We start from the raw sequence: 15,617 nt of genomic DNA, 5'->3' as shown, positions 1-15,617 counted from the left end.
CCGTTAGATCAACAAGAATCGTTATAAAGCGAATCTATTTTTTATGGTTTCAGCAACTTCACGTGCGTTGATTTTCGTATTGTTTATTCTCAAATAGTTTTCTTTTTTAATTTCTCCCTCTAACGAGTTCAATCGATGTTGCTCCATCGTCTGTTTTAGATCCTGTTCAGAGCGTGTGATATCTCTCTTTGTTGGTTTATGTTCAAGCCTATGGGGAGTCTTGTTACGCTCTATTCTCTCCTCAAGATCGGCTTCAAGCTCAACAAAATAGACATCCGCACCTTGTTCCTCAAATATTTTACAAATTTTATCGACGTAATCCCAATCGCACTGCAAATCGAATCCCCATACATATGTGAATATCATTCCATACATATCACTGGCGGCGGCCGCTTCAAATATGTCCTGACGGAATTTATTCGCTAATCCCCACATTTCACCACTGAAGCCAAAATAAGGAGCCAGCAATTCTATCGTCATATGGTTGTGGAACAATTTTAAATCAGATATCATTTCTAGTTCATGCCCCACTGTCATTTTACCTACTGCCTGCGGACCAAATATCAAAACAAATTTCATGATATCACCACTTTAGGAAGTTATTTTAATAATAGTACCACAATTGATCAAGTTTTATTGCACTATCCTGCCCGTTAGTTCAACGAGGCTGCCGTTTTATTCCGGTAGCCTCGTTCTGGTAACTTAAGACTACTATCCTATTTGTGAAAATAAGGGTTTAACTGAATCGTAACAGAATGAATATTCTGTTATGAATGTTTAGCGTACAAAAAAAGCCATCCTGTTGAGGATGGCTTTGCAGCAATTTTCAAAAACTGTATTTTTGTTCAATAAGGAACTATTAGGCTTCTTATACGTTAAGCGATGCCGCGCCTTACATCGCTTTCACATCTCTATTTTATTGGTGCAAGCTTAATAATAGAACTAGGTGTGGAGACCGTTAGCGTTTAGCGGATGGGGCTGAGCCCTTATGGGTAACGAACTCGGTGCTCCATGCTTACTTTGAAATCCTGCGAATGAGTCAATATACGTGATTGCTACTTAACCTAAGCTGCTCCGCACCTTCTCAGAAACCAGTTTTTGAAGAAGTAGCCTTGCTGATAGATTAATTATATTTATACATCTCCACTTTAAGAGCAGCTGGTTTTCGACCTACCGAAATCATATAAGCAGCTTCATCACCGTTCAATACTCTACCTCTAATCCATTGATCATTCATAAACTCGCCTTCCTCGATTTGAATGTAGCCGATCTTATCCGTTTCTCCTGATTTCGGAAGAAATTCCACCGAGAACCCGATTCCCGCGAATAGAAACTCATCCTCGTTAACCTCGATAACCAGCCCCCCTGAAACTGGCTTGCCGTCCTCCTTCCGTTTATAGGTAAGCTTCACATCATATTTCGAGAAAGTCAGCAAGCATCCACTGTTATGATGCTGCAGGAAACCGGTCATTTTCCCAGTACCCCGATACCGGTTAATAATACCCATCATATTGCCGAGCAATCTATAGCTTTCGGCGAGATATGGACCGGTACCGTTTAAGATGAAGGCCGACATATCGATATTAAGTGCCATCATGATTCCGAAATCCGGCCCGTCTTCATTTGTCGCTGTAGCAAGAAAATCCTCAATACCGAACGGGGCAAAGCATAGTGCATTATGCTTTCCGATAGCGTAAAATACGTTTGTTGCCGACACCATATCTCTTCTTGCTTCAGGAATGAAGAGAGGATTGCCGTCTGCCGTATATTCTTCGCAAACCTCAGCAAAATTAGGTAAATAAATATCTGGCGCATACAGACAGATGGTCGGAGCAGCGTGCTTCCATATTTTCATAACCTTCGCAATTGGACCGCCGCTCGGATAAGAGCCAGCCTTCCAAGGGTATTGCTCCAGCCATGCGTTAACAAACATTGGCAGTGGATATGCTTTCGAACCGGATTTAGCAATTTTTTCTATAGCGCAAGCATAGTGATAGGCCATGAAATTTTCAGCGGCTGCTTCACCAAATACCTCTTTCCAGTTCCCGTTATTACTATATAGGGCAGCAAGGCCCGAAGGAATAACCTCTTCAAATTGCTTGTTAGCCTTGTCCGAGTAATCTCTTTCTGAGCCCAGAAAACCAATTTCGTTCTCAATCTGCATCATAATGACGGTTTGCTCCTCCCCGTCTATTTCCTTCAAATGCTTCATCAGAGAATGAAACGCCGTGGCGTCCGCTTCAACGGCTGCGTCGCATAGCGGTGAAATCGTATCCGATGCCACTCCGCCCGGATAACGCGCTCTGAAATAGGTTTGATAATCTTTTTTTATCCAGGAAGGCGCATAAGTAGATCGACCATTTTTCCACAGCCCGAACCATAGCAGGACAAGTCTTACGCTTTCTTCTCTTGCCTGCTCGATAATGCCGTCAACCAGAGCAAAGTCATACTGACCTTGAACGGGCTCCATTAGTTCCCAAAATACAGGCACGATCACAGTATTCAAATGCAAGCCTCGTAAATTCGGCCAAACTTTCGTCTTCATATATTCGAGACTGGACGAACTGGAGTTATGAATCTCACCGCTTAATGCAATATAGGGTGCTCCGTCCACGTACAAAGTTGTTAATCCATCCTCATTTTTGAGATAGGGTAATTGCTTCATTTCATCTGCACCTCGCTATTATTGTCATACTAGTTCGAAACCAGCTGATTTGACCTCTGTTTTGAACGAGAGCCCCGTCCAGTAGTCCGGGGCTCATCTTTTTTTATTTACTCGATTTCGCCCATTCATCCAGCTGTTTTTGCTTTTCAGCTATAATTTTGTCGATTCCTGCTGATTTCAGCTTTGAAATAAATTCAGGAAGCGATTTACTCGGATCCAACATGCCAGTTTCAAGTGCGAGACGGAATTCCTGGCTGACAGCTGTCACAGCTGCAAACTCCGTTTTTACCGGGTTAACATCGAATATAAATCCTAAAGCTTTGGATTTTAACGCCGAAGAATTGAATTCTTCCATTTGACTCCAAATGTCAGCGTTGTCTCCTTCAAAGGTGTAAGAAAGAAATTGGTTACCAAACAACCAGCCCATGAACAAATTGTATCCGCTGTTCGTCCCGTCGACGCCTTGTGGAAATTTGATAACGTTATCCGTTACTTTCTCGAAATGCGTGCCTTCGATTCCCCAATCGAATAGATTTACGATTTCTTTATCCGTATACATAAGATTTAAAAATTGCATTGCTTTATCAGCATTGTTGCTGCTGCCTGGAATGCCCCACATAACGCCAGTAATAGAAGTTGTTGTGGCAACAGGCTGGGTAAGCGGAACGGATACAACGGCAACGCCGTTCTTTGATTCCTGTTCATCAAAACCAGGCTTTGTATTTGCCAAGTAGCCGAAGCCACGATTCGCTTTCAATAGATCGAACTGACTGTCTTTATTCGTCGCTGCATCCTTTAGGATGTATCCTGCTTTGTACCAGCTATGAATTTTGTTCAATAGCTCTGCGTATTCGGGCATTTCGTACAAATTGACGACCTTCAAACCATTATCGAAATTTGGTAATACTCCGAACGTGTCTCCCAAGGTATCATAAGTAATATAGCTGTCTGCGATCGTTCTTCCAACTGCGGCTGGTATAAGAGGTGCCATGGTTGGTTCGCTTTCTTTAATCGTCTTCAAAACCGCTTCCACATTATCTAACGATTTAATGGACGTAACATCAATTTTATATTTATCGACCATGTCCTTCCTCATCGTAAACGAATAAGTCGTTGCGAGATCGCGGTTCGAAGGGACTCCGTAAGTGCCTCCGTCTATTTTACTGGCAGATAAATAAGCAGGATCGAATACTTTCTTGATCCCTTGGCCATGCTCTTCAATCAATTTATCCAGCGCCGTCAATTGGCCCTTGGCCACCTTAAGTGGATACGTATTGCCGGACAGCATCATAAGATCAATCTTCTCGCCACTTGTCAGCATCAGATTCGTCTGCTGATCCCAAGCACCGAAATTAATCGGAATCAGCTTGACAGTAGCGTTAATCTTCTCCAAAGCCAATTTGCTGATTTGATCTTGAACAGCTTGCAGATCGGTCGGCACACCACCAAAAATAGGAAATACAATATTTAGCTCGTAAGGCTTCTCTCCTCCGCTTCCAGAATTGCTTGCCGTTTCACCATTGCTGTCTCCATTTGAAGAACATGCGGACAGCACTATCATGCAAAGAACCATTAATGCGGACAACCACTTCATTTTCTGAACCATCGTGAATCCCCCATTTCATTGTGTATGGTATAACCAGCGATTTGTTAGCGGTTGCATTCCGATTTCGTTGAACCTCGCTGGCTTGTATACCCATTATATAATCATGCTTTCAAGCACTCTGCTCTGAGCTCGACCTCTCATTTGCACCATATCGACTTTGTCCTCGTTCCCTCGGATCAAAAAGCTATTATCCTTTTACCGCTCCGATCGTAATTCCTTTAATGAAGTACTTCTGGAAAAAAGGATAAGCAATCAATATTGGAATAGCACCCACTACGGCAATTGCCATACGTACTGAAGTGCTTGGCAGCTGCTGTGCTGAACCGCTAGCTCTCGAGTCCGCCATCCCACTCGATAAAAACTGTATGTCCGTCAGTATTCGGTTCAAAATGTTTTGAATGCTGAACAGCTGCGGATCTGTCAAATAAACAAGCCCATTAAACCAGTCGTTCCAATAGGCGATGGTCTGGAATAATCCGATGGTGGCCATTATTGGCATCGAGAGCGGAATGACAATAGAAAAAAATGTCCTGAACTCTCCAGCTCCATCGATATTGGCAGACTCGATAACCGGCAGCGGAATGGAGGTCATGAAAAACGTCCGCATGAGCAATACATTAAATCCATTCATTAGCAGCCCTGGAATAATCAGCGCCCAAATCGTGTTTTTCATATCAAAATATTGCGTGTAGATCAGGTATGTCGGAACTAGACCTCCATTGAATAGTAGTGTGAAGAAAACGAAGAAGGCAAGCGGATTCTTTACCGGGAAGTCTCCCCTGGACATCGGATAGGCAAGCAGGGATGTAATCGCTAAACTAGTCGCCGTGCCTGTCAGCGTAATAAATATCGTTATTCCGTATGCCCTAAAAATTTCTTCAGATGCTTTCCCTAAATATTCATAAGCGGTAAAGCTCCACTCCTGCGGAAAAAACGAATACCCATAGCTAAGGATAGATTGCTCGCTCGTCAATGAGGATACGACCAGCAGCAGGAACGGAATAAGACATGCACCCGAAATGATGATCATCGTAATATGGCCAACCGATTGGATCGTCCGATTTTCTGCATTCATAAATGTTAAGCTCCTCTCTAGAACAAAGCGTTATCACTGTTGATTTTGCGAACGACATAATTGGAAATTAGAACTAATACAAAACCGACAATCGATTGGTAAACGCCAGCAGCAGACGACATCCCAATATCACCAAGCTGCATCAAGCCTCGATAGACATAGGTGTCAATAACGTTTGTTGTGCTGTTCAATGCACCGGCGTTGAGCGGAACCTGATAGAACAGGCCGAAGTCAGAATAGAAAATGCGCCCGATCGCCAGCAGCGTCATCATCGTAATAACCGGCATAATTAGAGGGATCGTTATCATCATGATTTGCTTCCATTTGGACGCGCCGTCGAGCGTAGCTGCTTCAAAATACTCCTGATCGATGCCGATTATTGCAGCTAAGTAAACAACGCACAGAAATCCTGCACTTTTCCAAACATGGATGACGGTTAAAATAAATGGCCAATATTGCGATTCCGTGTACCAAGAAATTTCGTTTAGCCCGAGCATTGGAAGAATCGTTTTGTTCATAAATCCAGTTTCAGCGCTTAATAAAGCGAATGCAAGATAGCTGACAATGACCATGGAAATAAGATGCGGTAGCAAAATAATGCTCTGATAAAACCGCGACAGAAATCGATTTCGAATTTCATTGAGCAGAATAGCGATGCCTACAGCTACAATTAAATTAATAATAATAAATGCGGTGTTGTACAAGATCGTATTTCTCGTAATGATGAAGGCATCGCTTGTCTTAAACAAATACTCAAAATTTTTGAAGCCGACCCATTCACTGCCCAATATGCCCTTCGAAAAATTAACATCCTTGAAGGCGATTACGATTCCGAACATTGGTAAATAGTTGTTGATGATCAAATACAAAATACCCGGCAGCGTCATCAAGATTAGCGGCATATATTTCTTTAGTTTCATGGTTTTTTTCTTCACGCTGATCTGCTTCTCTTGTGCCCTCATGACCTGTGTCATCGAACAATCCTCCCTTTCCTCAACTCACTTGTTGTATATTCTCTATAGTAATGCGTATGGAACAAGCCAACTGCTCCGTGATCGACCTTTCATTTGCCTGATCTCGACCAATAATTATTTCGATGTAAATAAAAAAAACGACCGGAACGGTCGGCTTTTTGTTTAAATTTAGGACTGCGTGAGAGACTTAAGCCTATATTCTAACGGATTCATCCCGGAATGCTTCTTAAATCTCCTCGAAAAGTGCGACAGATTCGAATAACCGACGCTTACAGCTACCCTGCTGACTGGCATCTCCGTTTTCAGCAGCAACGATTCCGCAAGTTTTAGACGCTCCAACACAAGCAATTCCGTTACGGACATTCCTTTCTCTCTCTTGCATAAGCGATCAAGATAATCCGGATTTAAATACACCTGCTGGGCGATCTCTTCCCTGGTCAATGGCATGTCCAGATGCTGCGTGATAAATGCCATGATATGCTCTATCACGCTATGATTCGGGTCCTTCTCTTTCTTTAATGCTGATATCGTTTCCGTGAAGCCGGAAATCCATGCGATGAAATCAGGAATCGATCGCGTTGCATTCTCGGACAGTTCCACCAGTTTGACATCTCCGTACAAAGATTGAAAAGGGGCACCTTCCTGTCTCATCATATGGTACTGAGTCTGTGTAATAAATTGCTGAAAAAGATACAAGGCGCTCGCGTCAAGCTCGAAAGCATGTGCAAGATTCACTAAGTAGCGCTCCGCTTCCATCACGATTTTTTGCTGTGAACCTTCACGCAGCAGCACCGTCCACATCTGCTGGTCTGGTTTTCGGATCGCCGTGCTAATGCGTAGCGGCTCGCTCCCAAGTCGCATAACTTTATTATTATGTGCCACGTTATTCCGCTGGGTAACGATCAGTTCATCAACTAGCTCAGGAAGCTGGTTCACATAAACCTGCCCTCCAATATAACAGGTGAGATCACAGAAGAAGTAACTGCGGCAAGCTGTGATATATTGCTCGCAAAGACGGTTTAGCTCTTGCTCCTTATAGTTAGCTTCATCAAAAGATATTATTGCGAGCAGAGTTCCTTTTGTAAAAGGAATAACTTGGATTACGGAAGACTCACCCTCCATCATCTCTTCAGCCGTGTTCTTTAACGCATATTCCAATATGCGTTCATCGCGTTGATTGATGGGCTTGTGCCATCTCTGAATATGAATAAGCACAGGCACGAATTTATCTAAAGCACAAAACGGTATACTGCGTTCCGCTGCAATTTTTTCGATATGAGAAGCTTGCAAAGAAATAGAACGATTCAATACATCAATCCAAAATCGCTCCATCAATATGGATTGATGACGGAACCACTTCTCGCCCAGGTTGACGGTTTCTTTATCTTTAATAATTTTGTCTGCTGCCTTCGCTACGACTAACTCAAGCTCCTCATATGGAAGGGGCTTCAATATATAATCCAAGCTGCCGAGCTTCATCGCCCGTTTGGCGAAATGAAAGTCAGCATGGCAAGTCATAATAATTGATTCCGTTGTCTCCGAATGTTCCCTCACCCATTCAAGCAGATCCAACCCGCTTCCTTGCGGCATTTCGATATCACATAGCATAATATCAACGGCCGTACCTTCGAAGATCTCCTTCGCTTGTCGAATGTTGAATGCTGTGTACACACCCGTAATACCCAGCTTAGACCAATTAATATCGGATATAAGGCTGTCAATTACAATACTCTCGTCATCTACAATTAGAAGATTCATCCATTATTCACCTTCTTCAAGTTGTTTTGTTCGAACGGCAAATGAATTTCAATAATGGCTCCGGAAGGATTTCCGTTGTAAAATAGGATATCTGCTTTTCCCTCATATAGAAGATAAAGCCTCTGTTGAATATTACGAATGCCAATATGCTCGCCCTGATCGTCTCGAATCGGTTCGTTTCCTCTAAGCCGTTGAAGCATTTCTTGAGAAAAGCCTTCTCCCGTATCTCTAATTTCAATATGCACTCTCGATGCTCCCCCACTATGATCCATCCGAATGTCAATGAACAAATATACGGGTGTATCCAATGTTACGGCATGCTTAATCGTATTTTCCACAAACGACTGGATAAGAAGAGGCGGGACAAAAACATCGGCAACGTTGTCATGAACTTCAATGGACGGAATAAGTCCAGTTGGCGACCGTAGTTCCTGAATACGCAAATAATTCCGTACATGCTTCAGCTCATCCTGGAGCGGCACGACCGATAGATTGCTTCTGAACATATATCTGAAATATTGAACCAAGCAGAGTGTTATCTCCTCAATCACCTTCGTCTTACCCGAACGAGCAAGCGTATAAATGATATTTAGTGAATTCATAAAAAAATGAGGATTGATTTGTAACTGCAGATGCTGCAGCTCTGCTTTTTGCTTATTGATCTGTTCTTCATAAACGCTAATGCGCAGTTCCTCGATCTGAGTCATCATATTATTAAATGAATGGTTTACGACCTGATACTCGTCACTTGTACGGTAAGGTTGTATGCGAATGTTCAAATTCCCTTCTCCAATCAACTTCATTGCTGAGATGATTCGGTTGAGCGGACGCAGGACCGTTTTACGCAGCATAATAAGGAAAATTGGCAGCAGTAAGAACGATCCCAGAGAGATAAAAGTGACAATTTGCTGCAAATAAGGCAAGTTTTCTAATATCTGTTCATCAGGAATGAGCGCTAACAAGCTGAAATTCCCCTTCATTGAGCGCTCGCCTACGACCAGAAAACGATTTTTATCACCGGACATATAATAACTTTCGAAGCCTCGATTCAAATTGACTCGATTCTCATTTACAAGATCCGCATGAATCGTCGGTATACCTTTATCCGTCACCATCAAAGAAACGCCTTTCTCACCGAGATTTATTAGCTTTAAAGGCATCAGCAACTGATTGATATCTACCCATGCACCTACATAGGAATGTTCAGTAGTTAGTATACGTAACAAATAATATTCATCACCAAGTTTTTGGACACTCCAATCTTTGGATAGCTGATCAGTTGAATTAAGGTGATTCTTTACATAATCACGCACCGCTTCTCTCTGATTATAAGAAGCGCTTAGGTTAATGCCTTCCAGCAAATCATCCTTTCCCATATATATAAACAAAGAGTCAATCGTTTTATAGACCAGCACATCATCGGACAATTTTCTGGACAGCCGGATTTGACTTAACAGTTCCTCTTTCGGAGAACGATTGTCCGACATGTTCTGCAAATCAAGATTGGTAGCCGCAAGACTGATTAAATAATTATCAACATCATCAAGGCGGTCATCGATCTGTCCCATATAGAGGGATATCAAATTTTTATTCGATTGTGCAACCTGATCCCTAACGACGTCAATGGCATAAAAGGTGTTGTATAGCAACAAGGCAAGTATGGGCAAAATTATAGCCATGACCAAAGCAGTCAACTTGAAGCGTAAGGAATTCCTCGATATATGTGGCAACAGAGCATTCACGATAAGGACCTCCCAGAAAGCATTATGTCCATTTTATTAATCATTCTATATTATATTATCCTTAAATCACTACTCCAAACTCTACTTATCGTTTGCTTCTAGACGACTTTTTCAAAGATGTGCTTTTACTCGCTAACTTGACCTTGTAAGATTTCATACCGTTTCGGAAAGGACGTCTCCAAATTCCTCTTTCTTTGTCGATCCTGGAACTGAGCTCAAATAATAATACCTCATTCATTAATTTCCTGTCCTTTTCTGGTTCAACAAATGGATCGTATGGTGATCCCGTCACAGGTCGCGCATCTGCTCTTCCTATGTCTGCTAAAGATTTAAAATGTTTTTATTTTGACCTTAGTAATTGGAAAAGCGACAGCTAAGAACTATAAAATAAAGTTCTAGACTGTCGCTGTTAGAAGACCAATAAGAGTTCTTAACTCAGGAATTAAATATTTCTCTATTCAGATTAACAATTTCTTTATGTGAATATCCGACTGTAGCCGCCAATAGCTTTTCAATCGCCTTATCCCGTAAGAATGGGGCTTTTTCTTTATTTGCTTTTTTTAATGCTATATTAAGTTCCTCTTTGGTTAGTTCTGTGCAGTATGCAGGAGTTCCTGGCTGCTGTCTCCAAGAATCACTTAAAGAACCGTTATCTACTGTGTCGAAGCCTAGCTCGTTGGCAATATTGATGATTTTTTGTTTTTGCTGCAGGTCATTACCGGCAATCGCTATGGCAATGCGTCCACTAGTTCCTTCGAGTGTTCCTTCATGTTCTAAAGTATAAGCTAATAGATTGTTGAAAGCTTTAATAATTGGCCTACCTAATTGATTGGATACCCAAATACTTTCGATCATACCGTTCTCAACTTCTTCAATTCTATTGCTTATTTGAGGATAATAATTAGAAGTGTCTACAACGATTACTTCCTCACCAACTTTATCTATAACGTTGCGAATGCTTGGCAGTGTATGAAAAGGGATAGATATGATTAAAACATCAATATTTGTAATGACATCATCTACACTCACAGGTGTTCCTTTCAGTTTTTTTCCTTCTAAATGTCTAATGCCTCGAGCATCTGCAATTTTGACATCATGTCCGTTCTCAATTAATTTTTTTGAAATATTTGACCCGATTGGTCCTGCACCTATAATTCCAATTTTCATTTTCTTTCCTCCTAATTATGATCATATTCTAAGGGCTATTGCTTCTGTGATCGTCTGGCCGGCTGCTTTCTTGTATTTATTAATGGATGGTATGATTCACTTTTCGGTTGACAATGACGCGACGGATGAAGAACCCAATAAGAATCATTTTGTTCATCTCCACTGTAGTTTATTATACTTTTGCATACCTATTTTCTGGGTAAGGAAGACCTAAATTACCTCTCAACGTGCGGGATTCATATTCTCTTCGGAATATTCCTTTTTCCTGTAGGATAGGTACGACCAAATCAATAAAATCGTCAATTCCTGAAGGATGTTCTTGTCTTAGGAGCAATAAGTCCATTGCACCCGTTTGATTCCAATGCTCAATCATATCAGCTACTGTCTCTGCAGATCCGAAAAATTGGGGCTTAGAAATATGATATCCTGGAGGTGATAACCTTTTTAACTCCAGAAACTTTTCATTTGCCTCAGTTTCTGTTCTTCCGACGAGGATGTGTTGTGTCGGCATTATCAACATGTCTTCCGGAGCTCGTCCTGCAAGGACTACTTTTCTTCTTAGTTCCTCACTGTATTGCTTGGCGTAATTGTAATCATCCCCATTTATGAGTACGCCTTCAGCATGTTTGGATGCGATATTCATAAACGTTTCAGATGTACCCGCCTGAAAGATGACGGGTCTTCCTTGTGGAGAACGACTAATATTTAGTGGACCGTCTACAGAAAAATACTTTCCTCTATAGTTCAATGGGTGCATCTTTCTTGGATTAAAGAAGATACCACTCTTTTTATCACGAATAAAAGCATCGTCTTCATAGGAATCCCACAGACCTTCCACAATTTCGATGAACTCTTTATTTAAAGGGTATAAATCATCTTTAGACAAATGCCTTCTGCTATAGTTAGCCAACCCTCCAGGATTAGAAGTAATAGCATTCCATGCCGCTCGCCCGTTGCTAATTTTATCGAGAGCGGCCATCTGTCTAGCCACTGTAAATGGATCAGCGTAAGACGTGGCTATAGTCGCAGCAAGCCCGATGTGGCTGGTTGCCATACTTAGCGCGGAGAGTATCGTTACACCTTCAAACATACTTAGATAGTGCGGAATATTTCCAGGACCTATATGGCTTACATCTGCTAAAAAAACCATATCGAACTTGCCTTCTTCAGCTCGTTGTGCCTTCTTGACATAAAAATCTACACTTTCGCTTGCATTGGCAGGCATGTTAGGGTGGCGCCATGCCGTATAACTCCAACCAACACCATCAACAATAACGCCGATCTTAAGTTGTTTTTTATTTTTCATTTTGCCTCTCTTTTCTGTTAAGGCCAAACTCTCTAGCCAATAATTCAAGGGATTTTAACCGCGCAGCCTGTTCGGGATAAAAATCGGCTATCATAATTTCGTCAACCCATGCTTCTTTTGCTTTTTCCCGTAGCCTTTTGGCCACATTATCAATACTTCCGATGACAAAACGTTCAGCGTTGTATTCCCTGGCTCTTTCTTCATCAGGTGTATACACATGGGATGCTGCTTCTTCTAAGGTGGGAAAAGAAATATTTGCTGATCCCGTTGCCATTCTTGCCCACATGAGCTCTAATGGACCGCTCAAGTATCGTGCCTCTTCGTCAGTCTCGGCAGTGATAACGGCGATAGTTAATATACTTTTAGGCTCCTTTAGGTACGACGAAGGAATAAAGTTTTCACGATAGGAGCGTAATATCGGTACTGCCAGTTTCGGGGCCAAATGTGCAGCAAATGCGAATCCGAGCCCTCTTTCAATTGCGAACTGTACGCCGCCTTGACTGGACCCCAACATATAAAGTTCGGGAATTAGGGTTGGACCTCCAGGAGGCTTAATTCTATGGTAAGGATGTTTTTCTGGAAAGTTTCGTGAAAAGAAGGAAAGTAAATGATTCAATTGAACAGAAAAATCATCTCACGATCCCTGCAAGGCCGTTGCCGTTAAACCATCTGTCCCGGAAGCTCTTCCTATGCCCAGATCTACTCTTCCGGGATGAAGGGCTTCCAGCAGGGTGAAGTTTTCTACCTCTTTCAATGGGCTATGATTGGGCAGCATAATTCCCCCAGAACCAACACGAATGTGCCGGCTCTGGGAGGCTGCATGTAAACTTAGCAAATCTGGAGAAGTGCTAATTTGACTCGTAGTATTGTGATGTTCAGTGAACCAATACCTGGTATATCCCAGAAGATCCGCCAATTTAACAACCTCAGTCGTATTATTAAGGCTTTCTGTTGGATTGGAGTGCTTGTATACATGGAGGAAATCTAAAACTGATAATCTTATGTTTTGTTCATTCATAGTTGAATTCATTGGAAATTCTCCTCTTTAATAAAATCAGCTTAAATGTTGCCTCATTCCTGTAAGTGAAGCTGTTTCAATAGAGCTGAGAAGTTTATGTTGGCGTAAAGCATGTGCAAAATCTGGGGTCGTGTATGTGCCTTCACGCAAGTCCTTAGCGAACTGTTCATAAATTCGCGCTGTATTACCTGGCATACCAGTCGGTAAATGATTACCAAAGTAAGATTCAGGAACAGTTAGATCTTCTAAATGTTTTTCTTGATTTTGTCCACCTTGCAATTTTAATTCAGCTAACTGGGTATGACCACTTGGTGCAGTTATGACCAGATCACCTTTTGTACCATTGATCTCCCAACGCATATTTTCACCACGAGATATTCCGCCGCGATAAAAGACAGACACAGCCGTGCCTTTCGTCAGCGTCCCCATAATCGATACATGGTTGGGTGAGGTGAAAGGAATTATGGTATTCGTGTCTGATATTAATGCTTCTGTTTGATTAGAGACTAATTCTGCGGATAGGGTCGAGAAATCACCCAGCAAGTACTGTAGGGCATCAAAAGTGTGCATGATCGGAACCGAAAGAAGCGTTACTCCGTTGGCCTTATCATAGACGTACGAATTCGAACGGTCGGTAACTCCCGTCCAACCCATGCCTGAACCAACAAGCGTTGTACCAAGAACATCTCCAATGTAACCCTCTGAAATGAGTTCTCTTGCATAGCGAATTACAGGACTATAGCGTGCTTGTAAGCCTACAATTGTGCGTATTCCTGATGCTTCTGCGCGTTTTGTCAATTTTTCTGCTTCATCTAGACCATTAGCGAGTGGCCACTCCGAGAAGACCATCTTCCCTGCATCAAGCGCAGCGGAAATGATTTCATGATGATAGGGAACCTTTACCGTGACAACAACCAGATCAATACCAGGATGATTGATCAAATCCAGATGGTTATCGAATCCCGGAACACCAAACTTCTTCTCGGCTTCTTTCGCAGTCGTTTGACGGCTTGTGCTAACAGCTCTCAATTCGTAATCATCCGATAATGCTTTAATCGAAGGTATGTGTGTATTAACTGCCCAACTGTACGGATTTGAGGGGCTTGCACCAATAATACCTACACCAATTTTTTGTTTAGTCATCATAATCAATTGTCTCCTTTATGGTTGTATAAAAAACTCAACAAATAATTAGCTTGCTAAATAAGTTACTATATTTCTACACAATATTTAATTAGCGCACTAAATATTTATTTAGCCTGCTAAGTAAAATATGGGAAAAGGAGAGATTCTTAAAACAAATTACTCTCCATTTGCTTCATAAGCCGTCTTAAAAGGAGTCGTTCTTCAGTTGAAATCGATTTTAGCAACTTTTCTTGATGTTTTTGCCAAATGACACGAATGGGATCTTCAAGTTCTTTACCTTTGTCGGTTAGAAAAATACGCATGACTCGTGCATCTTTCTCATCACGTTTACGATAAATAAATCCGTTTTGTTCAAGTGATTTAACCATATTCGTGATGGTGGGAGGTTCACAATTCAAATATTCACTTAGCTGCATTTGCGTTATGCCATCACCTGACCATAAACGGTAGAGCAGATTATCCTGTCCGACATGCAGGTTTAGTTCTCTTAGACTTTCGCCGTAATCTCGTCTCATTCTAGCCGAAAGTTTATCGAACAACTCACGGATCTCACAGTCAACCGATGTCTCCATATTACTTTTCTCTGCCTTTATCATTAAAATTATTTAGCAAGCTAAATATATCACGATTGTATTCATCAGTCAACTAGCGCTCGTCTATAGGAGAAAGTCAGGTTTACCACCCATTATCTATTGTTTCCGACTATTCGTTAATAATTCATTTTCCACGCTATACTGCCCGTTAGCTTAACAAAGAAATGGAGCAGCTGCCGTAGCAAACTGCTCCTTGATTGTTCAACTATCGTTACCCGTTAGTTGAATGCTCAAGTTTTGATTTTCACCTTCAAGTGGTCTCCACAATTTTATATGTAACCATTTGATAGCCACCATTATGTCCATCGTTTTTTAATAATATTTGGACACGATCCCCATCAGGCCTACACAGATCTATCCATATTTCAAAGTATTGTGCTCCATAAAAGGAGCAGCTGCCGCGGCGGCAAACTGCTCCTGAATTGCTGGTGTTAAAAGAAAATAAACCATTAGACTGAAAAATAAAGTATTAGACTGGGAACGGCATTACGTTAACGGGCAGTATACAACAATAGGAAATTAGTGGTATCCTTTGGGATTGAGGGCTCCATTTGTTATTTCAATGTC

11 protein-coding genes and 1 pseudogene are annotated in these 15,617 nt (G+C 41.7%); all 12 read right to left on the bottom strand.

The features are described from left to right. Nucleotides 1-21 precede the first annotated feature (21 nt). The 12 genes and pseudogenes from AC1DLI_RS29975 to AC1DLI_RS29920 all read right to left on the bottom strand — a co-directional run bounded on the left by AC1DLI_RS29975 (nt 22) and on the right by AC1DLI_RS29920 (nt 15,029). Entirely contained in the window at nt 22-579 is a 558-nt protein-coding gene (locus tag AC1DLI_RS29975) for an AAA family ATPase (protein WP_477608655.1), read from the bottom strand. 544 nt (nt 580-1,123) lie between these two features. Continuing rightward, a complete protein-coding gene (locus tag AC1DLI_RS29970) occupies nt 1,124-2,665 on the bottom strand; it encodes a GH35 family beta-galactosidase (RefSeq protein WP_477608653.1) in 1,542 nt (513 codons plus the stop codon). Between the two features lie 103 nt (nt 2,666-2,768). After that, nucleotides 2,769-4,271: an ABC transporter substrate-binding protein gene (locus AC1DLI_RS29965; protein ID WP_477608651.1), complete on the bottom strand. Its 1,503-nt coding sequence runs from the start codon at nt 4,269-4,271 to the stop codon at nt 2,769-2,771. A gap of 187 nt (nt 4,272-4,458) precedes the next feature. Continuing rightward, the gene (locus AC1DLI_RS29960; RefSeq protein ID WP_477608649.1) at nt 4,459-5,346 is read right to left on the bottom strand and encodes a carbohydrate ABC transporter permease; all 888 of its coding nucleotides are present in this window, start codon (nt 5,344-5,346) and stop codon (nt 4,459-4,461) included. A 17-nt stretch (nt 5,347-5,363) separates the two neighbouring features. Next, nucleotides 5,364-6,266, bottom strand: coding sequence for an ABC transporter permease (locus AC1DLI_RS29955; RefSeq protein WP_477608685.1), 903 nt, complete (start codon nt 6,264-6,266; stop codon nt 5,364-5,366). 222 nt (nt 6,267-6,488) lie between these two features. Further along, entirely contained in the window at nt 6,489-8,078 is a 1,590-nt protein-coding gene (locus AC1DLI_RS29950; RefSeq protein WP_477608647.1) for a helix-turn-helix domain-containing protein, read from the bottom strand. Further along, on the bottom strand, nt 8,075-9,820 hold the full coding sequence (locus AC1DLI_RS29945) for a sensor histidine kinase (RefSeq protein WP_477608645.1): 1,746 nt from the start codon (nt 9,818-9,820) through the stop codon (nt 8,075-8,077). Before AC1DLI_RS29945 ends, AC1DLI_RS29950 begins: the two co-directional genes overlap by 4 nt. Nucleotides 9,821-10,255: 435 nt before the next feature. Next, complete coding sequence (locus AC1DLI_RS29940; protein WP_477608643.1) at nt 10,256-10,987, bottom strand: NADPH-dependent F420 reductase; 732 nt, start codon at nt 10,985-10,987, stop codon at nt 10,256-10,258. A 172-nt stretch (nt 10,988-11,159) separates the two neighbouring features. Beyond that, complete coding sequence (locus tag AC1DLI_RS29935; RefSeq protein ID WP_477608641.1) at nt 11,160-12,293, bottom strand: NtaA/DmoA family FMN-dependent monooxygenase; 1,134 nt, start codon at nt 12,291-12,293, stop codon at nt 11,160-11,162. Continuing rightward, nucleotides 12,283-13,311, bottom strand: a pseudogene (locus tag AC1DLI_RS29930) (LLM class flavin-dependent oxidoreductase). The gene AC1DLI_RS29935 and the pseudogene AC1DLI_RS29930 overlap by 11 nt, the downstream one beginning before the upstream one ends. A gap of 36 nt (nt 13,312-13,347) precedes the next feature. Further along, a complete protein-coding gene (locus AC1DLI_RS29925) occupies nt 13,348-14,457 on the bottom strand; it encodes a Gfo/Idh/MocA family protein (protein WP_477608639.1) in 1,110 nt (369 codons plus the stop codon). Nucleotides 14,458-14,603: 146 nt separating this feature from the next. Further along, the gene (locus tag AC1DLI_RS29920) at nt 14,604-15,029 is read right to left on the bottom strand and encodes a MarR family winged helix-turn-helix transcriptional regulator (protein ID WP_477608637.1); all 426 of its coding nucleotides are present in this window, start codon (nt 15,027-15,029) and stop codon (nt 14,604-14,606) included. Nucleotides 15,030-15,617: the final 588 nt, after the last annotated feature.

It is taken from the genome of Paenibacillus sp. 01T443 (assembly GCF_056398325.1).
Note: the sequence above shows the minus strand (reverse complement) of the source record. Positions and strands in the feature narration are given on the sequence as shown.